The sequence below is a fragment of the Ruegeria sp. YTSA144 genome (assembly GCF_059610125.1).
This window is the reverse complement of record NZ_JBXWNA010000002.1, coordinates 113,237-137,133: the sequence shown is the minus strand read 5'-3', so window position 1 is coordinate 137,133 and position 23,897 is coordinate 113,237. Positions and strand designations below refer to the sequence as shown.

Below are 23,897 nucleotides of genomic sequence, written 5' to 3'. Positions count from 1 at the left end.
ATCATGCAATCTATCGTGACCTTCGCGCGTCGCGTCAGTATCATTCCGACGGTGCTGGCCTGTGTGGCGCTGTTCATCCTGATGGTGATGACCTTTTTTGACGTCATCCTGCGCTCAGTCTTCAATGCTCCGATCGAGGCGGCAACCGAACTGACGCGGATTCTGATGGCGATCCTTGTGTTCTCGGTCCTGCCGATGATCTCGGCAGGGAAGGGGCAAATCGCGGTTGACCTGACCGATGGAATTTTTTCCCGCCTGCGGCTGAGCAGGGCGCGCGATGCGATTGTCTATCTGGTGTCCGGCATCATGCTGATCTGGCCGATTCAGCGCGTCTGGGTTCTGGCTGAACGTGCACGGGATTACGGCGACGTCACTGAATACCTGTCGATCCCTGTCTTCTATGTGGGTTGGTTCATCGCCGCCTTCACTGCGATCACGGCCGTTGCGATGTTCATCACCGGTCTTTTGTACATTTTTGCCCCCCAAACCTTGTCGGAGCACGCCTGATGACTGCCGCACTGATCGGTTTCGCCCTTGTCCTGGTTCTTGTGTTGGTACGCTTGCCCATCGTGTTTGCGATGGGCCTCGTGGGGACGCTTGGGTTCGCATATGAGCGCGGTGGCAGCATCCTGTCCGAGCGCGGACTGAAGGCCGCCATGTCAATGGTGGGGCGCCAGATTACGGACACGGCACAGGACTACGGCCTTTCGGTCGTGCCACTGTTCATCCTCATGGGCCTGTTCGTGAACAAGGGCGGGCTCGCGCGCGAATTATACGCGGTTTCAAACGCCTTCCTGGGCCACTTCCGAGGTGGTATCGCCATGGCGACGGTAGCCGCGTGCGGCGGCTTTTCGGCCATTTGCGGTTCCTCGCTGGCAACGGCTGCGACCATGTCCAAAGTCGCGATGCCCGAGATGCGCCGGTACCGCTACTCGGATGAGCTGTCGACCGCGTCGATTGCCGCCGGTGGCACGCTGGGTATCCTGATCCCACCGTCGGTCATTTTGGTGATCTACGGCCTGCTGACCGAAACATCGATCGGCAAACTCTTCGTTGCGGGCATCATCCCCGGTGTACTTGGCATCCTCTTCTATCTGTTCGCGGTGCGCTGGACCGTTTGGCGCAGGCCCGAGGCCGGCCCCGCCGGTGAACGCCACGGCTGGGGCGAACGCCTGTCGGCCCTGCGTTCGGTCTGGGCGGTGTTGCTGTTGTTCTTCCTGGTGATCGGCGGCTTGTACGGAGTGTTCGATTTCTACCCCCTGAACCTGACCTTCAGCCCGACCGAAGCCGCCGGTATGGGCGCGATGGGGGCATTCCTGATCGCATTGTCGCGCGGCGGGCTGACCCTTGGGTCGACCTTTGAAGTGCTGAAGGAAACCAGCTTCACCGCAGCGGCGCTGTTCTCGGTTCTGATCGGCGCGCAGATCTTTTCGAATTTCATCAACCTGGCCGGCCTGCCCGAAGCGTTGATCGCCCTGGTCACCGCATATGAGGTGGAGCCCTTCGTCGTGATCCTGATGATCCTCGGGATCTACATCATTCTGGGATGCGTCTTTGAATCGCTGTCGATGCTGTTGCTGACGGTTCCGATCTTTTTCCCGTTGGTCACGTCATTGGGATATGATCCGATCTGGTTCGGCATCGTCGTCGTCGTCGTGACCGAGATCAGTTTGATCACGCCGCCCGTGGGTCTGAACGTATTCATTCTGAAAGGCGTGGTCGGGGACGTATCGACCGGAACAATCTTCAAGGGGGTCACACCGTTCTGGGTGGCAGACATCTTCCGTCTGGCCTTGATCGTTCTGGTGCCGTGGCTGGTTCTGGTCCTTCCCGAACAAATGGGAGCGATGGGTCACTGATGTTCTCTCTGACTGCGCTTCCGGACGGGTTTCATGCGGATCCCTATCCAACCTACGCCGTGTTGCGCGAAGACACGCCCGTCTGCTGGCAGCCCGACGGGTCGGTGATCCTGTCGCGGTACGACGACCTGGACCTGGTGTACCGGGATACGGAGCGTTTCATATCGGACAAAAAGGCGGTTTTCGGCCCCAAATACGGTGTCGACAGCCCGCTTTACGAACACCATACCACCAGTCTTGTGTTCAACGATCCGCCCCTGCATACCCGCGTCCGCAAGGTCATGGTTGGCGCGATGAACCCACGGGCGCTGGCGCAGATGGAACCGGGCCTGATTCAACTTGTCGATGGGCTGCTGGACGAGATGCAGGCCAAGGGCTCGGTAGAGTTGATCGAGGATTTCGCCGGGGCCATCCCGATCGAGATCATCGGCAACCTGCTTGGCATTCCCCGATCAGAGCGCGGGCCTTTGCGGGATTGGTCTCTGGCCATACTGGGCGCATTGGAGCCTCAGTTGACGCCCGAGCAGGAAGAGTGGGGCAACCGTTCGGTTTCTGATTTCAAGGACTATCTTCGGCATGTCATCGAAGATCGCCGGGCCAACCCCGGAGATCCTGCGACGGATGTCTTGACGCGGTTGATGCAGGATGACACCGATGGTGGCCTGACCGAAGTCGAGCTGTACCAGAACTGCATCTTCATCCTGAATGCGGGGCACGAGACCACCACCAACCTGATCGGCAACGCATTGGAACTGTTGGAACGGCACCGCGACAAACGGGCCGAACTGCTGGCCAATCCGGATCTGATCAACACGGCAGTGGACGAGTTTCTGCGGCTGGAAAGCCCAAATCAGTTTGGCAATCGTCTGACCACCGAAGATGTGACGTTCCATGGTCAGACCATTCCGGCAGGTACAGACGTTCACCTGTGCATCGGCGCGGCGAATCGCGATCCGCGGCAGTTTGAACAACCTGATGAGGTTGTATTGGATCGACGTCCCAACAAGCATCATGCGTTTGCCGGAGGCCCCCACACCTGCGTTGGCCTAACCCTGGCGCGTATGGAGGGTCGCGTGGCCGTCGGACGGTTTCTGGCGCGATTCCCGACCTATCGCATCACCGACGGTGCTGAACGGGGCGGACGCATTCGGTTTCGGGGTTTCGCGCGACTGCCAGCGCAAGTCTGAGATGTACGGTTCGAGTTGCCAATTCGCCAATTTATTGACCGACCGTACGGTTTATATTATGGTTTCGTGAGACGGGCATACGGCTGCGCGAAGATCACACAACAGATGAGGAGACGCTCATGACAATCCAACAGATTTCCAGCTTCGCGGCCGGTGAATGGGTTTCGCCCGGTGCGGGTGCCCGCAATATTGCAAGCGCGGTCACAGGCGAGGTGATCGCCTCGGCCGGCAATAGCGCGTTGGATGTGCAGGGGATGCTGGACTATGCGCGCGATGTCGGTGGGCCGGCGCTGCGGAAGATGACGTTTCATGAGCGGGCCAAGATGCTCAAGGCGTTGTCCATTCATTTGGGTCAGCACAAACAGGCAATGTATGACCTGTCTTTCAGCACGGGTGCCACCCAGTCCGACCACTTGATCGACATTGACGGCGGCATCGGCACGATGTTCGTCTTCGCTTCGAAAGGTCGGCGCGAGATGCCGGACGGACATGTCTACCTGGACGGTGAAGTCGAGCAGCTGTCCCGCAACGGCACCTTCCTGGGGCAGCACATCTGCACCCCGTTGCACGGTGTGGCGGTTCACATCAATGCGTTCAACTTTCCTGTCTGGGGGATGCTGGAAAAGCTGGCTCCAACCCTTCTGGCGGGCGTTCCGGCCATCGTAAAGCCGGCAACGAACTCGTGCTACGTCACCGAACTATGCGTCCGGCTGATGCTTGACTCCGGCATTTTGCCTGCGGGCGCGTTGCAACTGGTTTCGGGTGGTCTGGGTGATATGCTGGACCGTCTGACCATGCAGGACGTGGTCAGCTTCACCGGATCTGCTGACACGGCGTCAAAACTGCGTTCCAACCCGGTGATCCTGGAGAATTCAGTTCGTTTCGTGGCCGAGCAGGACAGTCTGAACTGCTCGATACTGGGCCCTGATGCCGAGCCCGGAACGCCGGAATTCGACCTTTTCGTCAAGGAAGTCCAGCGCGAGATGACCACGAAGGCTGGGCAGAAATGTACCGCAATCCGCCGGATCATGGCCCCAGAGCCTCTGGTGCAGGCGGTGATCGAAGCCCTGTCCGCGAGACTGGCCAAAACGGTCATCGGCGACCCACGGTTGGAAACCACACGCATGGGCGCGTTGGTTTCGAACGGTCAGAAACGCGATGTTCTGGAAAAGGCGGCAATCATCGGGCAGGAAGCTGAACGCGTTTTCGGCAACCCTGACGATTTTGTGGTTGATGGGGCGGATGCCGAGAAAGGCGCGTTCCTGCCGCCGATGTTGTACCATTGTGCCAATCCGGATGCGGCCCGGCGTGTCCACGACACCGAGGCTTTTGGCCCTGTCAGCACTGTGATGGGCTATCGCGATCTCGACCATGCGATCGAACTGGCAAATCGCGGACAGGGGTCGCTGGTGGCATCGGTCATAACCCATGACGCCGATGTGGCACGGCACGTTGCCCTGGGGGCAGGGGCGTATCATGGGCGCCTGTACTTCAACAATCGCGACTCGATGAAGGAATCCACCGGCCACGGCTCTCCGCTGCCGCATATGGTTCACGGCGGACCGGGACGCGCTGGTGGCGGCGAAGAGATGGGCGGCGTGCGTGGCGTCAAGCATTACATGCAGAGAACAGCCATTCAGGGATCGCCTGATCTGCTGACCGCAATAGGGAACAAATGGGTTCCCGGCGCGACCGAGGTCGAAGGGCCGGCCCATCCGTTCACGCGCCGGTTCCACGAGTTGGTGATTGGCGAGACCCTCCACACGGCGCCCCGTACAATCACGATGGAAGACATCGAACACTTTGCCAATTTCACCGGCGATACGTTCTACGCGCATATGGATCAGGCAGCGGCGGAACGGAACCCGTTCTTCCCGGGCCGTGTGGCCCATGGGTACTTGCTTTTGTCATTTGCAGCCGGATTGTTTGTTGAACCCAACGAAGGCCCGGTTCTGGCAAACACGGGTCTTGACGGGTTGCGATTCATGAAGCCCGTCGAGGCGGGTGACACCATCAAGGTGCGGTTGACGGTCAAGGCCAAGACCAAGCGGAACGAAGAATACGGCGAAGTCCGCTGGCATGTCACCCTGACCCAGCAGGATGATGAAATGGTTGCGGAATACGAGCTGTTGACGATGGTCGCCTACTAGGCTTGGTGCCTATTGAACTCGGCAGGTCAGCGTGTTCACGGGCCGAAAAACGATCTGTGAACCCTGATCCCAGCGCCCGTTGAACATGCACCTCAACCTGAGCTCGCAGATTGGCCGGGCGCGTTCCATCAGGGCGGAAAAACTGCGGTCTTCTTTACCGTTCCATAAACAAAGCTTGTGTCGATCGATGCAATCCCACCGATCGGGTGAATTCTGTTTCGAATGAACTCCTCATATGCCTCGAGATCCGATACCAGCACCCGCAACTGGTAGTCCATTGCCCCGGTCAGCACGTGGCATTCAAGAACTTCGTCGATCATCCGAACGCGTTTTTCGAAATTCTGAACGTCCGTTTCATTGTGCCGCTCCAACCGGATCCGCACAAAAACGGTAATGCCTATGCCGTATGCCGCAGCGTCCACATCTGCGCTGTAACCCTTTATGACCCCGCGCGCTTCGAGGTTCTTGACCCGGCGCAGACACGGCGACGGAGACAGGTTCACCTCGTCGGCAAGATCCTGGTTCGTCATGCGCCCGTCCTTTTGCAGCGCCCGAATGATCTGTCTGTCTTTATCGTCCATTTCAACCTCAACCTTGGCAGAATCTGCCAATATGGATCGCGCTCTTGGTACTATTTGCAAGTAAAAGCCCAAAGTAAAGGCGTAAACTGGCGTCAGCTTGAAACAGGAGCTTGCAATGACTCGTTCAACCGGATTTGCCACCCGCGCCATTCACCACGCTTACAACCCTTTGGAAAATGACGGCGCCCTTACGCCACCGCTGCATTTGACGTCCACGTTTGCCTTCGAATCCGCAGAGGCTGGTGGAGAGATGTTCGCCGGTGAACGCGCAGGTCATATCTACAGCCGAATTTCGAACCCCACATGTGACCTTCTGGAACAACGCATTGCGGTGCTTGAAGGGGCCGAGGCCGGACTGGCCCTGTCCAGCGGCATGGGGGCGATAACGGCAGTGCTTTGGACTCTGCTGTCGCCAGGGGACGAAGTCATCGTGGACAAAACACTCTATGGCTGCACCTTCGCCTTCATGCGCCACGGTCTGGCGAAATGGGGGGTCACGATCACCCATGTCGACATGACGGACCCCGAGAACCTGAAAGCGGCGCTTTCTGACAAAACCCGCGTTGTCTATTTCGAAACTCCGGCCAACCCGAACATGCGCTTGGTGGACATCGCCGCCAGCGCCGAGATCGCGCATTCGGTCGGTGCAACGGTTGTCGTCGACAACACCTACGCCAGCCCCTATCTGACCCGCCCGATCGAGCACGGGGCGGATATCGTTCTGCATTCCGCCACCAAATATCTTGGCGGACATGGCGATGTGGTCGCCGGTCTGGTTGTTGGCACCGCTGAACAGATTGCCGAAATCCGCCTGGTCGGAATGAAGGATATGACCGGTGCGGTCATGGCCCCTTTCAACGCGATGCTGATACTGCGCGGACTGAAAACACTGAACCTGCGTCTGGATCGTCACTGTGCCTCCGCCAGGGTCGTTGCAGATTTCCTCGAAGCCCATCCGGCCGTCGGCGAGGTTTATTTCCCTGGGCTTGAGAGTTTCGCCCAGCATGACGTCGCGCAGCGCCAGATGTCCCAACCCGGCGCCATGATAGCGTTTGAAGTCAAGTCCGGCCTGTCCGGTGGGATTGAATTCATGAACCGCCTCAACATGATCCAGCGCGCGGTGTCCTTGGGCGATGCCGAAACGCTGATCCAGCACCCCGCATCCATGACTCATTCGACCTATACTCCGGAGGAACGGGCCGAGCATGGGATCAGCGATGGTTTGATCCGTCTGTCTGTTGGGTTGGAGGACGTCGAAGATATCCTCGCCGATCTGGAGCAAGCTCTGCCCTATCCTGCCCGCAGCGCCGCCTGAATCCGGAGACCGCCATGCACATTGATCCCACCCAGTTGAAGATCGTTGAACAACGTCTGCTATGGTTGTCGCATTGGATGATCCACCATGCCAACCACGTCCGGCCAAAGGTGGATGGGATCAAGGTTGGTGGCCATCAGGCATCGTCTGCTTCGATGGTGTCGATCATGACGGCGCTCTATTTTTCAGCCCTGCGCCCTGAAGACCGCGTAGCAGTCAAACCCCATGCCTCGCCGGTTTTTCATGCGATGCAGTATCTCATGGGCAATCAAACGCGCGAGAAGATGGAGAATTTCCGTGGTTTTGGCGGTGTGCAGAGCTATCCCAGCCGGACCAAGGATATCGACGACGTTGATTTCTCCACCGGCTCGGTGGGATTGGGTGTCGCGATCACCTCGTTTGCCTCGATCATTCAGGATTACATCAAGGCCAAAAGCTGGGGCTCGGATGCTCCGATGGGGCGGATGGTGGCCCTTGTTGGCGACGCCGAACTGGACGAAGGCAATGTGTACGAGGCTTTGCAGGAAGGCTGGAAGAACGACCTGCGCAACACGTGGTGGATCATAGACTACAACCGGCAATCTCTGGACGGCATCGTCCGTGAAGGGCTGTTCGAACGGATCGAGAAAATCTTCGATGCGTTCGGTTGGGATGTCGTGCGCGTGAAATATGGAGTTCTGCAACGCGCGGCCTTTGAAGAACCGGGTGGCGATCGCCTGCGCGACTGGATCGATGCGTGCCCCAACCAGGACTACTCGGCGTTGACTTTCATGGGTGGGGCGGTCTGGCGACAGCGTCTCATGGACGATCTGGGGGATCAGGGGGATGTGACCGCCCTGATCGAACGGCGGACGGATGCAGAGCTGGCTGCGCTGATGGAAAACCTTGGCGGCAACTGCGTCGAGACCATGGCCCGAACATTTGCCGCCATCGATCACGATCGCCCGACCTGTTTCCTGGCCTACACCATCAAAGGATGGGGCACCCCCATCGCGGGCCACAAGGACAATCACGGCGGGCTGATGAACAACAGCCAGTTCGCCGCGTGGCAGTCGCATATGGGCGTGCCTGAAGGCGAAGAATGGGAGCCGCTTGCGACAGTGCAGGACCAAGACACATTCAAGGATTTTCTGGCCAGGGCACCGTTCTTTGCCAAGGGTCCGCGCCGCTATTTCGATGACAAGCTGGATGTGCCACGGATCGAGGTCGAAACCAGCCGCGAAATCTCGACCCAGATGGCGTTTGGCAAGATCCTTGACGATCTGTCAAAAGGTGATGGCCCGTTGGCCGAACGGATCGTGACAACCTCTCCGGATGTCACCGGCACGACGAACCTGGGGCCTTGGGTGAACAGGCGCAAGCTGTTTGCCCGATCCACGCAAGCCGACGCCTTCATCGAACATCGTATCCCTTCGACGGCGAAATGGGAATTCACGCCGGAAGGGCAGCATATCGAGCTTGGGATCGCCGAAATGAACCTGATGCTGCTTCTGGGTGCGGCGGGTCTGTCGCATTCCCTGTTTGGCAAGCGATTGATCCCGATTGGCACCGTCTATGATCCCTTTGTCAGTCGCGGCCTCGATGCGCTGAACTATGCCTGCTATCAGGATGCACGCTTTCTTCTGGTTGGAACGCCGTCGGGCGTCACGCTGGCGCCTGAAGGCGGCGCGCATCAATCCGTTGGTACCCCCCTGATCGGGATGAGCCAGGACGGGCTGGCCGCCTTTGAGCCCGCCTTTGCTGATGAACTGGCGGTGATCACGGAATGGGCCTTCGACTACCTGCAACGCGACGGTGAAGGACAACCGGACGAGCGCACATGGCTGCGCGATGAAACCGGCGGTTCCGTCTATATGCGTCTGACGACCAACCCGATTGAGCAGCCCGGCAAACGCGTGGATGACGAGTTTCGCCAGGGTGCCATAGACGGCGCTTATTGGTTGCGGAAACCGGGGCCGAATTGCGAAGTTGTAATCGCCTATCAGGGCGCCGTCGCGCCCGAGGCAATCAAGGCCGCTGGCATGATTGGTGAAGGCCGTCGCGATGTCGGCGTATTGGCCGTGACGTCCGCGGATCGGCTGAATGCCGGTTGGACGGCTGCACAACGCGCGCGGTCGCGCGGCAACCCGGCCGCACTTTCCCACATCGAAACCCTGATGTCTGGCCTGCCGCGGCATTGCAATCTGGTCACCGTGATTGACGGGCATCCTGCAACATTGTCGTGGCTGGGCGCTGTACGTGGACATCAGACCATTCCGATGGGCGTCGAACATTTTGGCCAGACAGGAACGATCGGTGATCTCTATCGCCACCACTGTATCGATGCCGATGCCATCGTCGAAAAGGTGAATGGCTTGACCCGGGGCAGAGTTCTTCTTCGGGCAGCAGGGGCTTGAGATTGGGTCAACAAGATCAGAAGCGAACCCGTTCGGGCGCTGGTTTGACCCTTGTCGCATCAACGACGGCCACGTCATCGAAATGATCGGCGCGATTGTGCGTGTCCGGGGCGGGTCTCCGACGTTCAAAGGCAGGTATCTGCCGGCAAAATGGTGAATTTTGTTCCCGCGCCGACCCAGGTTTGATGCGGCCCGGCCCTGGAGGTTGCCGTCAGGGTCTGACCTGTCAGGGTGTTCCGTTGCGGGAAGCTTTTCGGCGAAAATGCCCGTTTTCCCGTCTATACAACGGGGATGGCAACCGGTATGGGGCTGTCTTTACCCTTGGATGATCCGCTGATCGCAATTCCGCACAGCGCCTATCACCTGGCCGATACAAAGAACCACCACCGTGAAACAAACCATTGCAGATGCTCTAGCGCGCAAGGGCTATGATACTTTGACCCAAGTTCAGCGAGCCGTCACCCAACCCGAGCTGGAAGGGCGCGACATGCTGGTATCGGCCCAGACCGGGTCAGGGAAGACCATTGGGTTTGGTCTTGCGATTGCGCACAAGGTGCTGGGCGACGAAGAAACGCTTGGCAAGCCCGAAGCGCCGTTGGCGCTGGTTGTCGCGCCGACCCGGGAACTGGCACTTCAGGTGAAGCGGGAACTTGGCTGGTTGTATTCCGGGGCAAGTGCGTTTCTGGCCTCGTGCGTCGGGGGTATGGACATTCGGGATGAGCGTCGCGCGCTGGCCAGAGGCGCCCATATCGTTGTGGCCACTCCTGGGCGGCTTCGCGACCATATCAATCGGGGTTCAATCGATCTGACAGCTATCCGCGCGGTTGTCCTGGACGAAGCGGATGAAATGCTGGATCTGGGGTTCCGCGAGGATCTTGAGTTCATTCTTGATGAAACTCCCGCAGATCGTCAGACCTTGTTGTTTTCCGCCACCGTGCCACGCGCAATTGCCAATTTGGCCAAGCGGTATCAGCGCGACGCGGTGCGTGTGAGCACGGTCGGCGAACAGACACAGCACGCGGATATCGAGTATCGCTCCATGACGGTGGCCCCGCGCGATGGTGAAAACGCGATTATCAATGTGCTGCGATATTACGAGGCCCCCAATGCCATCGTTTTCTGCAACACCCGCGCGATGGTTTCACGCCTGACCGCGCGCCTGTCAAACCGGGGCTTTTCAGTCGTGGCCCTGTCCGGTGAGCTGACCCAGAGCGAACGATCCAACGCGTTGCAGGCCATGCGCGATGGACGGGCCCGCGTCTGCGTGGCAACCGATGTTGCGGCCCGCGGAATCGATCTGCCCAACCTTGATCTGGTTGTCCATGCCGAGCTGCCCAACAGCCATGAAACGCTGCTGCACCGGTCTGGCCGCACAGGTCGCGCCGGGCGCAAGGGCGTCAGTGCCCTGATCGTCGCGCCATCATCGCGAAAAAAGGCAGAGCGCATTCTGAAATTTGCCAAGCTGACAGCGGATTGGGGATCGGCCCCGTCCGCCGACGAGGTGAACGAGCGTGATCAGGCGCGGATGCTGGCGTCAGAAGACTGGCAGGTCGAGATCACGGAAAGCGAACGCCCGTCGGTTGAGAAACTGATAGAGAGTTTTACGCCCGAACAAATCGCAGCCGCGTATCTCAGGCAATACAAACTGCGCCATTCCGCCCCGGAAGAGCTGTCGGCGGTCGATCAGACTGCCCCAAAACCCCGCGCATCTTTTGGGCCCAGCGTCTGGTTTTCTGTGTCCGAAGGGCGCAATCAGAATGCATCCCCACGTCATATGCTGCCGATGATCTGCAAGGCGGGCAATCTCACGAAAGACGACATCGGTGCCATCCGGATTGCAGAGGACGTAACTTATTTCGAAATCAGTAAAGCCAGTGTCGACCGCTTTCTGACCTCCATTGGCCCAGAGATGAAAATAGAAGAAACCAAGGACCTTGTGCGGTTGGACAAGGCACCAGACCTGTCGTCAACCGGTCGGCCCGGTCTTGATCGCAAGTTCAAAGGCAGGCCTTCGGGCCAGAAAAGGGATGCCGCTCCGGCTGAGCGGAAAGCCCCTCGCCGCCAGCCCAAGCCCGAGGCCCAGTCGGCAAAGACCGTGCGCACAACAGAATCCCTCGGAACGTCGGACGACGAGACAAAAAGCAAGTTCAAGGCTTCGGGCGCAAAACCGAAAAAGCGCAAGGCCGGGAGCGTAGAGCAAAAAAGTGGTCGCTCCAAGCCAGACGGTGATGCGCCGAAAGGCCCACCGCCGCCGAAGGGCAAGCCTAGCAGCAAGAAAAACCGTGCACGCGCTGCGGCCACAAAGTCCGCCAAAGGTGGCAACGCAGTCCCCAAACGTCGCAAACCCGGACCCAAGGTCAGTTGATTTCCGCCACGGGCAAGGTCTGTCCGCTGGGCATTGGCAAGTGACCAGGTGCTGGGGATTTCTGTCGCGGCATACACATGTGCTTAACAGTTGCGTGATTTTTCGGGGTTGAAGCAAACTAAGCTTTGCTCTTCTTGCGATCTCAACCGAATACTGTGGTACAGGACATTCTTTTCGGGGTTTTCATGCGGTTCAGTGTCGGCATTGCTGTATCCATGCTGGTCGCCGTATCCATCGGCGTGTCGACCTTTGTTGTTCATTCGCTGTGGTGGACGACCGCGCGTGACAACAGCCGCATGCTTGCCGCTGAGATCAACAGCCAGATTGCAAACGCGGTCCGCATCGAAGTCGGGGCAACTCTCAGATCCGCCGAAGCCGCATGGTCGGCGGTGCGCACGATCTTTGTACAGAATGTCATCGCAACACGGCAGGCCGATAAGCGAGAGTTCGTTTTTCTGTCCCAGTTGCAGGCGCAGCCGAATATTTCCTGGATTTTCTTCGGTTGGCCGGACGGCAATTTTTTCGCGTCGCACCGTTTGGGCGACAGCGGGCTTGAGATGATGGAGATCGACAAGGACATCCGCGACCGAAACCTGCGGACCGATCGATACATTTTTATTCCCGGCGATATTCAGTTCGAAGAAAGGAACTTTGTTCCGACCTCCTATGATCCTCGCGATCATGCCTGGTTCAACAATTTTATGTCTCTGAACTCGATGGGATGGATCGAAGCACGCGATCTTCCGGGCAGTGACAAGACCGTATACGCATTTGCGGGGCCGATCGATGTCAACCGGGCACGGCAGGGTGTTCTTGCGGTCGCAATCGAAACCGACCGTTTGTCACGCTTTCTGGCGACGCTCGAGCCCGGTGAATTCGGAGCCGCCTTCATTCTGGATGCCGATGGCAAAGTAATTGCTGTTCCCGACGCAAAAGCGGATGAAGTTACACCGGCGCGCATGGGCGAAGGTGAGCTGTACGAGGTTGCCAAGATCTCGGGGGAAAAACTGTTGGGCGACCCGGATGGCAAAACTTCTGGCAACTCGACGAAACGCGTGGTGATCGATGGCGTTCCTTATGCGGTGGCCCTGACGCCTTTAGGTTTTTACGGGTGGCGCGTCGCTACCGTCATTCCGGAATCGGCCTTCTTGTCGGGTATCAATGCAACCTTGATAGACCTGATCTATATCCTGATCGGGGTCGTGATCGTCTCGACCGCTCTGGCGATCTGGTTGATCCGTAGAATTGTGGCCAACCCATTGGCGCGCATCGCAGAAGACCTGAGCAAAATCGAACGCTTTGATGTCGAACACATTTCACGCAGGCCTTCCAACCTGTCCGAGCTGGCCAATCTGTCAGCAGCCACTGCCAGCATGGCCGCAGGGTTGTCCGCGTTCCGAAAATACGTGCCGACCGATCTTGTGAAGATGCTGCTCGCTGAGGGTATCAAGACACAGCCGGGCGGCGACATAAAACAGGTCTCCGTGTTGTTTTGCGATGTGACCGGATTCACCGGGTTGTCGGAAAAACTGGGCCCCAAGATCATCCAGTTGATGGAGCCTTTTTTCTCTGCGGCCGCAGCAGCCGTCGCGCGCCATGACGGGACGATCGACAAATTCATGGGTGATGCGGTCATGGCGATCTGGGGGGCTCCGCGCAAGGATGCGCTCCATGCCGAGAATGCCTGCCGCGCGGCACTGGATCTTGTCGCGACCGTGGAAGATGCGGGCATCGAGGACGAGGCCGGAAATTCCCTGCGTGTCAGGATCGGGTTGAACAGTGGGGAAGCTCTGGTTGGCAACATTGGGTCAGAGCAGCGGTTGAACTATACGGCAATCGGCGACGTCGTGAATGTGGCCAGCCGATTGGAAGGGGCCAACAAGGAGTATGGCACGCGCATTCTGATCGGCCCCGAGACCCGGCGCGAAGCCGCCGACGCAATTGTCGTCCGAGAGCTGGACACGCTTGCGGTCTTTGGCCGGATCGAGGAACTGGTGGTCTATGAGCTGATTGCGATGGTCGACAGTTTTGAGGGATCATTTGATTGGATCAAGACATACGAACAAGGTCTTGCGCATTATCGTTCCGGCCGGTTCGAGCAGGCGATAGCTGCGTTTGAAGCCGCGGACAAAATGCGGGGCGGGGATCCTGTGTCCGTGGTTATGAAGTTGCGCGCAACGAAGCTTTTGACCAACCCTCCCGCACGGGATTGGCGTGCGGTTACGCATACGGACAAGACGTGAGGGTACAGGCCATGAGAGCATGCGATCCGCACCCATGAACAGAAAGGTCTGAGTGCGCGGCAGAGCGTTTCGGGGCGTCGTATCGTTTTCGCGGCGAAGATGAGAATGAGACCCTGAAATCAGGGTGCAAAGGCAGAAACGGTCGTCAGAGACATCCGCAGAAAGACACTGTTGACTTTAGATTTTGTATTTTGGATACATTGAGCAGAGGGATCGCGACGACCTGTGCTGTCACTGAATGCTCTGACGACAAAGAGCCATGCGATTGTCTTTTAAAGTCCTTTTCTGGGAGAAAATCATGAAACTCAAACTTCTGGCCGCAACCACTGCGATCGCCCTGACGGGTGCCGTGGCGCAGGCAAATACACTTGTATATTGTTCCGAAGGGTCGCCTGAAGGCTTCGATCCTGCGCTGTACACCGCAGGGACGACCTTTGATGCCTCTTCACATCCGATCTACAATCGGTTGCTTGAATTTGAAACGGGCACGACCAATGTGGTCCCCGGCCTGGCCGAAAGTGTCGAGGCCAGCGATGATGGTCTGGAATACACTTTCAAGTTGCGCCAGGGTGTCAAGTTCCACTCGAACGACGCGTTCACGCCGACCCGCGACTTCAACGCGGATGACGTGATTTTTTCGTTCATGCGTCAGAAAGACGAAAACCACCCTTATCATCAAGTGTCAGGCGGAACCTGGGAATATTTCCAGGGTATGGGGATGCCTGATCTGGTCGAGTCCATCGAAAAGATCGACGACTACACGGTGAAATTTACCCTGTCCAAGCCCGAAGCGCCGTTTGTCGCCAATATGGCGATGGACTTTGCCTCGATCGTATCGGCGGAATATGCCGAGGCAATGATGGAGGCCGGAACGCCGGAAAAACTGAATACGGCCCCCATCGGCACCGGGCCTTTCTCGTTCGTGGCCTATCAAAAAGACGCGGTGATCCGTTACGCGGCCAATGATGCGTATTGGAAAGACCCGGCGCAGGTCGAAAACCTGATCTTTGCCATCACACCGGATGCGTCTGTGCGCTACCAAAAGCTGAAAGCCGGCGAATGTCACGTGATGCCCTATCCGAACCCTGCCGACATTCAGGCCATGAAGGATGATCCGGACATCAATATGCTGGAACAAGAGGGCCTGAACGTTGGTTATCTGGCCTACAACACCACCATGGCGCCATTCGACAATCCGAAGGTGCGCAAAGCGCTGAACATGGCGATCGACAAGCAGGCGATCATCGACGTGGTCTTCCAAGGCTCGGGTCAGGTGGCCAAGAACCCGATCCCGCCTACCATGTGGGGTTACAATGACGCCATCGTGGACGATCCCTATGATCCCGAAGCGGCCAAGGCGATGCTCGAGGCCGAAGGTGTTTCGGACCTGTCGATGAAAATCTGGGCCATGCCCGTCCAGCGCCCCTACAACCCCAATGCCCGCCGTATGGCCGAGTTGATCCAGGCGGATTTCGCCAAGATCGGTGTGGGCGTCGAAATCGTCTCTTACGAATGGGGTGAATACCTGTCTCGCTCGAAAGAGTTGAACCGGGACGGTGCCGTTCTGCTGGGCTGGACCGGGGATAACGGTGACCCGGACAACTTCCTGGCGGTTTTGCTGGGCTGTGACGGGGTCGAAGCATCGAACCGCGCACAATGGTGTCATCAGCCCTTCGAAGACCTGATCCTGAAGGCCAAGCAAAGCACGGATCAGGCCGAGCGGACCAAACTGTATGAAGAAGCGCAGGTCGTGTTCAAAGAGCAGGCTCCGTGGGCGACCATCGCGCATTCGGTCGTTTACATGCCGATGAGCAAGAAGGTGCAAGGCTACAAAGTGCACCCACTGGGCGGTCACATCTTCTATGGTGTGAGCGTCGAATAAACCACCACTCACAAACCGGAGCCGCCAGATTGGTGGCTCCGGCTTTCTTATTGAGGAGGTCGGGCTGAATGCCGGATTTGTCCGAATACCGCCAATTGGCAATGGATATGTCAGTGGACGCAGTGGCCCTGGTGCCCGGTCCGAATTTCACCCGCGCATTGGGCAAAACCTTCATGAGCCACGAACGCCCTTTTGTCGTGGTAATTCCGGCCCAAGGGGACCCGGCGGCGATCGTGCCCAACCTGGAGCTCGCCTCATGGGATCTGGTCGGATTTGAGGGTGCCGTGTTCGACTGGCGCGATCAGACCGGCTATGACGGCGCCTTTTCCGCGCTGGCAGAACATATTCCGATCAAATCGCTGGCTGTCGAAGGTCAGGTGATGCGGGTTTTCGTGTCTGCGGCGTTTACCCGCGCAATTCCGGATCTGCGGATTGTGGACGGTGAACGCGAAATCTCGGGCCTTCGTGCCATCAAAACTGACGACGATATCGCCGCGTTGCAAGCGGCCATCGATATCTCGGAACGCGCGTTGGAGCGTGTGATTGCTGATGTACGTGCAGGTCAGACCGAAAAACAGGTCGAGCAGGCGCTGATACAGGCCCTCTTCGCAGAAGGAGCGGAGTCGCTGGCCTTTTCCCCCATCGTGGCTGCGGGCGACAATTCAGCGCGACCGCACGGAAAGGCGCGCGCCGACTACCGGATCAGAGCAGGCGACGCGCTGTTGTTCGACTTTGGCGCTCGAAAACATGGCTTTGCGGCCGACATCACGCGAACTTTTTTCGTTCAGGACGTCCCGGACGAAGGCAGGGATGTCTACGACACGGTTTTGCGCGCCAACAAAGCCGGGTTCGAAGCCTGCCGCCCCGGCGTGACGGCACATGACATCGACGACGCGGTGACAAGCGTGCTTGAGGCCTCGCCTTTTGCCGATCGTATCCGGACCAAGACAGGTCACGGTCTGGGTCGGGATGTGCATGAGGCACCGTATATCATGCGTGGTAACAGTCAGATAATCCTGCCGGGCATGGTCTGGACCAACGAACCCGGTCTGTATGAATTGGACAAGTTCGGCGTTCGCATCGAAGATGACGTTCTTGTCACCGGGGATGGCTGTCGGTCGCTGACCCGCTTTCCCAAAGAACTTACGATCATAGGTCGCTGATGCTTGGCTATTTCCTCACCCGTCTTGGCCTGTTTGTTCCGACATTCCTGGGCGTGACGCTGATTTCGTTCATGTTCATCCGGGTGCTGCCCGGCGATCCGATCATCGTGATGGCCGGTGAACGCGGCATGACGGAAGAACGTTATCAGGAAATGGTCGAAAAGCTGGGTTTCGACAAACCGGTGTTGCAGCAGTATTGGGATTACCTCACCGGAGTGCTTCAAGGTGATCTGGGCGAAAGCTTTGTCACCAGGAAACCTGTGTGGGACGAGTTCTTTTCGCTGTTCCCCGCAACGCTGGAGTTGTCCCTGTGCGCCATGATCTTTGCCATTGCGCTGGGTCTGCCCGCAGGTGTGATCGCGGCGGTGAACCGAGGGAAGTTCTTTGACCGGGCGCTGATGTCCTCGGCGCTGGTCGGGTACTCGATGCCCATCTTCTGGTGGGCGCTGCTGTTGATCATCATATTCTCAGGCAATCTGGGCTGGACGCCGGTCTCTGGACGGATCGACCTGTTGTATTACTTTCCCAGCGTCACCGGCTTCATGCTGATCGACAGCCTGTTGTCGGGTCAGGAAGGAGCATTCGGATCAGCCGTGCGCCATCTGATCCTGCCGACGATTGTGCTGGGAACGATTCCGCTGGCGGTCATCGCACGCCAGACCCGGTCGGCGATGCTGGAAGTTCTGGGCGAAGACTACATCCGCACCGCGCGTGCCAAGGGTTTGTCGCCAACGCGGATCAACGGGGTGCACGCGCTGCGTAACGCGCTGATTCCGGTTGTCACGGTGATCGGCCTGTCGGTGGGCACGTTGCTGGCAGGAGCCATCCTGACCGAAACCATCTTCAGCTGGCCGGGCATAGGCAAGTGGATGGTCGACAGCATTTTCCGCCGAGATTACCCGGTTGTTCAGGGCGGATTGCTGATGATCGCGGTGATCGTGATGCTGGTGAACCTGCTGGTCGATGTCCTTTACGGCATCATCAACCCCAAAATTCGGAGGCGGTAATGGCCGAACTATCCGCAACCCCGCCCAAAACGGAAGACCGCCCCAGCGCCCTGCGCGAGTTCTGGTACTACTTCAGCGAAAACCGCGGTGCTGTCATCGGGCTGTGGGTTTTTGCCGCCTTTGTATTCTGCGCCACTTTTGCGCCCCTTCTGGCCCCTTACGACCCGACGGAACAATTCCGCGACCATATCCTGCAACCGCCTGCATGGCAGGAGGGCGGAAGCTGGGCTTTCCCGTTGGGTACCGATCCGCTGGGTCGGGACATGCTGTCGCGCCTGATCATGGGCTCGCGCTATTCCTTCTTTGTCGGAATCGTCGTCGTCTGTGTGGCCGTGTCGGGCGGCGTGATGATTGGCCTGCTGTCGGGCTTTGCCCCCAAATGGGTCGATACGCTGATCATGCGGGTGATGGATATCGTTCTGGCCTTTCCGTCGCTGCTGTTGGCACTGGTGCTGGTGGCCATCCTTGGCCCGTCGCTGACCAACGCGATGATTGCCATCGCCATCGTTTTCCAGCCCCACTACGTGCGGCTGACCCGCGCATCGGTTCTGGCGGAACGCCAGAAAGACTATGTCACTTCGGCGCGCGTGGCCGGTGCTGGCCGGTCACGACTGATGTTCATCACCGTGCTGCCCAATTGCCTGGCACCCATCATCGTACAAGCGGCGCTGTCCTTCTCGACAGCGATTCTGGACGCAGCCGCCTTGGGCTTTCTGGGCATGGGCGCGCAGCCGCCCACGCCGGAATGGGGCACCATGCTGGCCGAAGCGCGCGAATTCATACTGCGCGCCTGGTGGGTGGTTACCTTCCCTGGTCTGGCAATCCTTGTCACCGTACTTGCCATCAACCTGATGGGCGACGGCCTGCGCGATGCGCTGGACCCGAAACTGAAACGGAGCTGATCGCATGAGCCTTTTGCAGATCCGCAACCTGACTGTTGAATTCGCCACAGCCTCGGGCAGGTTCCGCGCCGTGGATGGCGTAGATCTGTCGGTGGACAAGGGGGAGTTGCTGGCCATCGTGGGTGAAAGCGGCTCGGGTAAATCGGTGTCGATGTTGGCGCTGATGGGGTTGTTGCCCTGGACCGCGACGATCACCGCTGACGAGATGCGATTTGAGGGGCTCGATCTTGCCGGCCTTTCGGCCCGTGAACGCCGCAGGATCATCGGTAAGGATATGGCGATGATCTTTCAGGAGCCGATGTCGTCGCTGAACCCCTGTTTCACGGTGGGATTCCAGATCAAAGAGGCCCTGCGCATCCATCTGGGATTGAACCGCAAGGACCGCCACCAGCGCGCGATTGAGCTGTTCGACCAGGTTGGCATCCCGGCCCCGGAAAGCCGCCTGAGCACCTTTCCACACCAGATGTCAGGGGGCATGAATCAGCGCGTCATGATCGCGATGGCCATCGCCTGCAAGCCCAAGCTGCTGATTGCAGACGAACCTACCACTGCGCTGGACGTCACCATTCAGGCGCAGATACTCGACCTGCTGGTTCGATTGCGGGACGAACACGATATGGGCCTTGTGCTGATCACCCATGACATGGGGGTGGTGGCCGAAACCGCCGAACGGGTTCAGGTGCAATACGCCGGACAAAAAGTCGAAGAGCAGCCCGTGCGTGATTTGTTCCGCACGCCGCGTCATCCCTATACATCGGCCCTGCTGAGCGCCTTGCCCGAGCGCGCGACCTCCAAGATCCTCCCGACGATTCCCGGCGTTGTGCCGGGCCAATTCGATCGCCCCGCAGGGTGCCTGTTCAGCCCGCGATGCCGGTTTGCTGATGCAACTTGCGCTGAAATACCACCGACCCCCCATGCCGAAGCCTTCGGCAAGGCACGTTGCCACCACGTAGAAAAAATCGCGGCCGGAGAATTGGCATGACCGACCCCATCGTTCAGGCGAAAGATCTGACCAGGTTTTACACGGTGAAGGGCGGGTTGCTGTCCAAGTCAGCGACGGTAAAAGCCCTTTCGGGGGTGGATTTCGAACTGAAACCGGGAAAGACTCTGGCCATCGTCGGAGAGTCCGGCTGTGGCAAGTCAACACTGGCGCGATTGGTCACGATGATTGAAGAGCCGACGTCGGGAAGGCTGACGATTGACGGTGTCGACATTACCCCGTCGCAATGGAGCAAGATGCGGGAAACGGTGCAAATCGTGTTCCAGGATCCGTATGGATCGCTGAATCCACGTCAGCGCATCGGCCAGATCTTGCAGGAGCCGCTGATCATCAATCGTCCGGACATGTCCGCCGCAGACCGCGAAACACAAGCGCGCGACATGATCGAGATGGTCGGCTTGCGCCCCGAGCATTATGACCGCTATCCACATATGTTCTCTGGCGGGCAACGTCAGCGGATCGCCATTGCACGCGCGCTTATGTTGAATCCCAGGGTCCTGGTTCTGGATGAGCCGGTTTCGGCACTGGACGTCTCGATCCAGTCGCAGATCCTGAACCTGCTTGTGGATTTGCAGGAACGGCTTGACCTCGCCTATCTGTTCATTTCGCACGATCTTTCGGTGGTTCGGCATTTTGCCGACGACGTGATCGTCATGTATCTGGGGCGCGCTGTTGAAAAGGCGCCCAAAGAACAGCTGTTCGCCGCGCCGCGTCACCCCTATTCCAAGGCGTTGCTGTCCACGACGCCCCGGGCCGACCCCACGGCCCGAAAAGAACGGATCAAGCTTGAGGGCGAACTGCCGTCGCCAATGAATATTCCAAAAGGTTGCGCCTTTGCGCAACGATGCTGGCTGGCAACCGAAAAGTGCAGGGCAACAATGCCTGAACTGGCCGGAGAAACGCATCAGGTCGCGTGTCTGTACCCTTTGTAAAGCAGGGGGATTCCGTGTTGGTTTGAGGCGGTGGCAAGCAGGGCGGTCTCGACAAAAGCGACGGTAACTTCTTGTGGGCGACCAAGCCACATGTTTGAGTGGCTACCGACCAAGATCGCCATCTGCGAATCCGCGCGCAAGACAGCACCGTTCATTTTCCCAGATGCGGCCCAAGCGGCCCGTATCCCTTGGGCGGCTTGGGCCTGACGGTTTCGTTGCGCGGGCGCGCGAAACCAAGACAAACCACCCCTCTTTCGATCAGGTTTCCCCCCATGGAAGGGAGGTGCGTGCCAGACCGAATGCAGGGGTTACTCGGCCACTTCCGCCGAGGGTTCGTGTTTTTTGAATTGCTGATCGAACAGGTTGCGGAAGCTTCCGTTCTTTTTCATCAGCTCGTCCAGATTTCCCTGTTCCACGATCGAGCCATCCTGAACCACGATAATCTTGTCCGCTTCCAGAACAGTTGACAGCCGGTGCGCAATGACAACGACGGTCACATCCTTCGTCAGGGTGTCCAGCGCCTTTTTGACCAGCGATTCCGATTCAGCGTCCAGCGCGCTTGTGGCCTCATCCAAAAGCAGGATCTCGGACTTTCTCAGAATAGCGCGCGCAATCGCAATTCGCTGTTTCTGACCACCTGACAGGAAGGTTCCGTTTTCACCGACTTGCGTTTCGTACCCTTCCGGCAGTTCCATGATGAACTCGTGCGCATGTGCGGCTTTGGCGGCAGCAATGACCTCTTCCTCGGTTGCGTCAGGGGCCGAGCAGCGCAGGTTGTCCATGATCGACGTCGAAAACAGGAACGTATCCTGACCGACATAAGAGATTTTTTTTCGCAGGGACGCAAAGCTGACCTCGCGCAGATCCTGGCCATCGATCTCGACGCTGCCCCCATCTGGATCGTAGAACCGCATGATCAGCCCGAACAACGTAGACTTGCCACCGCCGGACTGACCGACGAGCGCCGTGGTCTTGCCGGCCTCGAACGTGACATTCATGTTTTCGATCACAGGTACGGCACCCTGATAGCCGAAAGTCAAATCGCGCAGCGTGATCTGGCCGGGGCCTTCGATCAGGTCATGGGCTTCGGGGCTTTCCACCATCGTGTCGTCCTGATCCAGCAGGCCAAACAACATGCCGACACCAACCATGCAGGTTTCGATCTGAACACGCATTTTCGACAGCCGCTTGGCCGGTTCATAGGCCATCAGCAACGCCGTGATAAAGGACATCAATTGGCCTGCGCTGGGTTGTTCGGTGCCTGCGATGCCCAACGTGCTGACCACAAGCACACCTGCCACGGCGAGCCCGGCCAGAAACTCCATGAGAGGGCTGGCAATGGACTGCAACTTGGCGATGTCATTCGACCGCTGTTCAACTTTTCGGATGGCCGTGTCCATACGGTTGATCATCCGGTCTTCGAGCGAGAACACCTTGATGACCTTGATCCCTGCCGAGGTCTCTTGCAGCACCCGAATGATTTCCGCCAGCGACTTGAACTCGGCCTGCATGATCGTGCGCACGCTCTTCAATAGATAGCGAACACCCAACAGGGCAATCGGACCTACGACAAAGAACAAGACGGACAAAACGGGTTGTTGATACACCATGACCGCAACCAGCCCGACCAGAGTCAGGGAGTCGCGCACAAACCCGGTGACCAGCACATCGATCAGGGTTCTGGCCGCCTGCGCGCCATGGGTGGTGCGCATCAGAAGGTCCGATGATTCATTGTTCGAAAAGAACGCGACCCCATGTCTGAGCAGTTTTCGGTAAACCTTGTCCTGCTGTTCCGCCACGATCCGATTGCCTGCGCGGGCAAGGTAGATTGCCTGAATATAGGATGCGACCGCCTTGACCAGAAACAGAAGGACAACCCCCAGCGCAATGACATGTGCCCAACCCTGCAACTCGGGGCTGGTCATGGCATCGACGATGTATTCCATCATATATGCGGAGCCGGCCGTAGTGACGGCCACGGCAATCATTGCCAGAACCGCAATACCATACAGCTTGCCTTGCGCGTAAAAGCTTTCACCTACAAGGCGGCCCATATAGCCTGATCGCCACTTGTTCCAGGCGCGCTTTATCATTGCGTTCTCCAAATCGTGAAACTGTGCGCACGCTCAGTTAACCTATATTTTGTCGGGCCTAAAGGACAGATGCCAAGCTGCGGCAGAGCGGCCCATCCCGACCGTCTGAGCTGTACGCCCGCTAAATAATGGCTCGTTTACGATCGGACAAGAGTTGGAAAGCGCACGGACAACCGCGATCTGCCCCTTTGTACAGGTGCAGGCAGGGTTGATGGCGTGGCAGGATCAATAAAAAAACGCCGCAAAATTCGGGCTGCCTGGCCACAGACGAGTCGTATGTCCGGCATGAACCCGCCGACAGAGGGCAGTATTTCCTGACTGTGAACAGGTGTTTATCCGAAACCAGACAGGGGACGGGCACAAGCGTCGTATCCGATCCTGTCCGGCGGCCCGTTTGCGTGAAATCGAAATTCAGCACAGCGGCCAAGTCTCTTGGGTGGTGCCGTTACCCCTCTTCCTGCAAATACGCGAGAAGGTTAACAATATCCTCGCTCTTTTTCAGGCCGCGAAACTGCATTCGATTGCCCTGAAGAAACCCTTTGGGATTCGTCAGGAACGCGCTCAGGGTCTCATGCGTCCAGACGATGCCGGAACCTTTCAGCGCCGTCGAGTATTTGAATCCCTCTGCCTGACCGGCCCTTGTGCCGAGAATGCCGTGCAGGGACGGGCCAACACCATGGCTGCCTTCTTTCAATTTGTGGCAGGCGCTGCATTTGCGAAACACCTTTTTACCGGCCGTCGCATCACCCTGCGGCCCAAATGGGTGTTGCAACAATTGCCGACGCAAACGTGACTGCCTTCAACAGAAGTTTCATTTCTTTC

Annotated in this window: 17 protein-coding genes; 14 read left to right on the top strand and 3 right to left on the bottom strand. The window is 58.3% G+C overall.

Annotation, left to right across the window (positions count from 1 at the left end):
- Positions 1 to 3 precede the first annotated feature (3 nt).
- From AC2FF8_RS07625 to paaZ, 4 genes are all read left to right on the top strand, one after another.
- Complete coding sequence (locus AC2FF8_RS07625) at positions 4 to 507, top strand: TRAP transporter small permease (RefSeq protein WP_170345182.1); 504 nt, start codon at positions 4 to 6, stop codon at positions 505 to 507.
- Complete coding sequence (locus AC2FF8_RS07620) at positions 507 to 1,859, top strand: TRAP transporter large permease (RefSeq protein ID WP_152460570.1); 1,353 nt, start codon at positions 507 to 509, stop codon at positions 1,857 to 1,859. The genes AC2FF8_RS07625 and AC2FF8_RS07620 overlap by 1 nt, the downstream gene beginning before the upstream one ends.
- Positions 1,859 to 3,046, top strand: coding sequence for a cytochrome P450 (locus tag AC2FF8_RS07615; RefSeq protein WP_496879345.1), 1,188 nt, complete (start codon positions 1,859 to 1,861; stop codon positions 3,044 to 3,046). Before AC2FF8_RS07620 ends, AC2FF8_RS07615 begins: the two co-directional genes overlap by 1 nt.
- 119 nt (positions 3,047 to 3,165) lie before the next feature.
- The gene (gene paaZ / locus AC2FF8_RS07610) at positions 3,166 to 5,196 is read left to right on the top strand and encodes a phenylacetic acid degradation bifunctional protein PaaZ (protein ID WP_496879344.1); all 2,031 of its coding nucleotides are present in this window, start codon (positions 3,166 to 3,168) and stop codon (positions 5,194 to 5,196) included.
- A gap of 128 nt (positions 5,197 to 5,324) precedes the next feature.
- Here paaZ and AC2FF8_RS07605 read toward each other — a convergent pair whose 3' ends face one another.
- A complete protein-coding gene (locus tag AC2FF8_RS07605) occupies positions 5,325 to 5,777 on the bottom strand; it encodes an Lrp/AsnC family transcriptional regulator (RefSeq protein ID WP_496879343.1) in 453 nt (150 codons plus the stop codon).
- A 115-nt stretch (positions 5,778 to 5,892) separates the two neighbouring features.
- Here AC2FF8_RS07605 and AC2FF8_RS07600 point away from each other — a divergent pair, with 115 nt between their 5' ends.
- From AC2FF8_RS07600 to AC2FF8_RS07555, 10 genes are all read left to right on the top strand, one after another.
- Positions 5,893 to 7,092: a methionine gamma-lyase gene (locus AC2FF8_RS07600; RefSeq protein WP_480685039.1), complete on the top strand. Its 1,200-nt coding sequence runs from the start codon at positions 5,893 to 5,895 to the stop codon at positions 7,090 to 7,092.
- A gap of 14 nt (positions 7,093 to 7,106) precedes the next feature.
- Positions 7,107 to 9,488: a thiamine pyrophosphate-binding protein gene (locus AC2FF8_RS07595; protein ID WP_496879342.1), complete on the top strand. Its 2,382-nt coding sequence runs from the start codon at positions 7,107 to 7,109 to the stop codon at positions 9,486 to 9,488.
- 388 nt (positions 9,489 to 9,876) lie between these two features.
- Positions 9,877 to 11,853: a DEAD/DEAH box helicase gene (locus AC2FF8_RS07590; RefSeq protein ID WP_496879341.1), complete on the top strand. Its 1,977-nt coding sequence runs from the start codon at positions 9,877 to 9,879 to the stop codon at positions 11,851 to 11,853.
- Positions 11,854 to 12,038: 185 nt separating this feature from the next.
- The gene (locus tag AC2FF8_RS07585) at positions 12,039 to 14,096 is read left to right on the top strand and encodes an adenylate/guanylate cyclase domain-containing protein (protein ID WP_496879340.1); all 2,058 of its coding nucleotides are present in this window, start codon (positions 12,039 to 12,041) and stop codon (positions 14,094 to 14,096) included.
- A gap of 298 nt (positions 14,097 to 14,394) precedes the next feature.
- The gene (locus tag AC2FF8_RS07580; protein WP_496879339.1) at positions 14,395 to 15,978 is read left to right on the top strand and encodes an ABC transporter substrate-binding protein; all 1,584 of its coding nucleotides are present in this window, start codon (positions 14,395 to 14,397) and stop codon (positions 15,976 to 15,978) included.
- A gap of 68 nt (positions 15,979 to 16,046) precedes the next feature.
- Positions 16,047 to 17,141, top strand: a complete 1,095-nt coding sequence (locus tag AC2FF8_RS07575) for a M24 family metallopeptidase (RefSeq protein WP_496879338.1) — start codon at positions 16,047 to 16,049, stop codon at positions 17,139 to 17,141.
- Entirely contained in the window at positions 17,141 to 18,148 is a 1,008-nt protein-coding gene (locus tag AC2FF8_RS07570) for an ABC transporter permease subunit (protein WP_170345192.1), read from the top strand. The genes AC2FF8_RS07575 and AC2FF8_RS07570 overlap by 1 nt, the downstream gene beginning before the upstream one ends.
- Positions 18,148 to 19,050, top strand: coding sequence for an ABC transporter permease subunit (locus AC2FF8_RS07565; protein WP_257601120.1), 903 nt, complete (start codon positions 18,148 to 18,150; stop codon positions 19,048 to 19,050). The genes AC2FF8_RS07570 and AC2FF8_RS07565 overlap by 1 nt, the downstream gene beginning before the upstream one ends.
- Positions 19,051 to 19,054: 4 nt before the next feature.
- Positions 19,055 to 20,032, top strand: coding sequence for an ABC transporter ATP-binding protein (locus AC2FF8_RS07560; protein WP_257601119.1), 978 nt, complete (start codon positions 19,055 to 19,057; stop codon positions 20,030 to 20,032).
- Entirely contained in the window at positions 20,029 to 20,982 is a 954-nt protein-coding gene (locus tag AC2FF8_RS07555; RefSeq protein WP_496879337.1) for an ABC transporter ATP-binding protein, read from the top strand. Before AC2FF8_RS07560 ends, AC2FF8_RS07555 begins: the two co-directional genes overlap by 4 nt.
- A 308-nt stretch (positions 20,983 to 21,290) precedes the next feature.
- Here AC2FF8_RS07555 and AC2FF8_RS07550 read toward each other — a convergent pair whose 3' ends face one another.
- Together AC2FF8_RS07550 and AC2FF8_RS07545 are read right to left on the bottom strand one after the other, a co-directional pair.
- On the bottom strand, positions 21,291 to 23,075 hold the full coding sequence (locus AC2FF8_RS07550; RefSeq protein WP_425079226.1) for an ABC transporter ATP-binding protein: 1,785 nt from the start codon (positions 23,073 to 23,075) through the stop codon (positions 21,291 to 21,293).
- A 445-nt stretch (positions 23,076 to 23,520) separates the two neighbouring features.
- Positions 23,521 to 23,799: a c-type cytochrome gene (locus AC2FF8_RS07545; RefSeq protein ID WP_496879336.1), complete on the bottom strand. Its 279-nt coding sequence runs from the start codon at positions 23,797 to 23,799 to the stop codon at positions 23,521 to 23,523.
- Between the last annotated feature and the right edge of the window lie 98 nt (positions 23,800 to 23,897).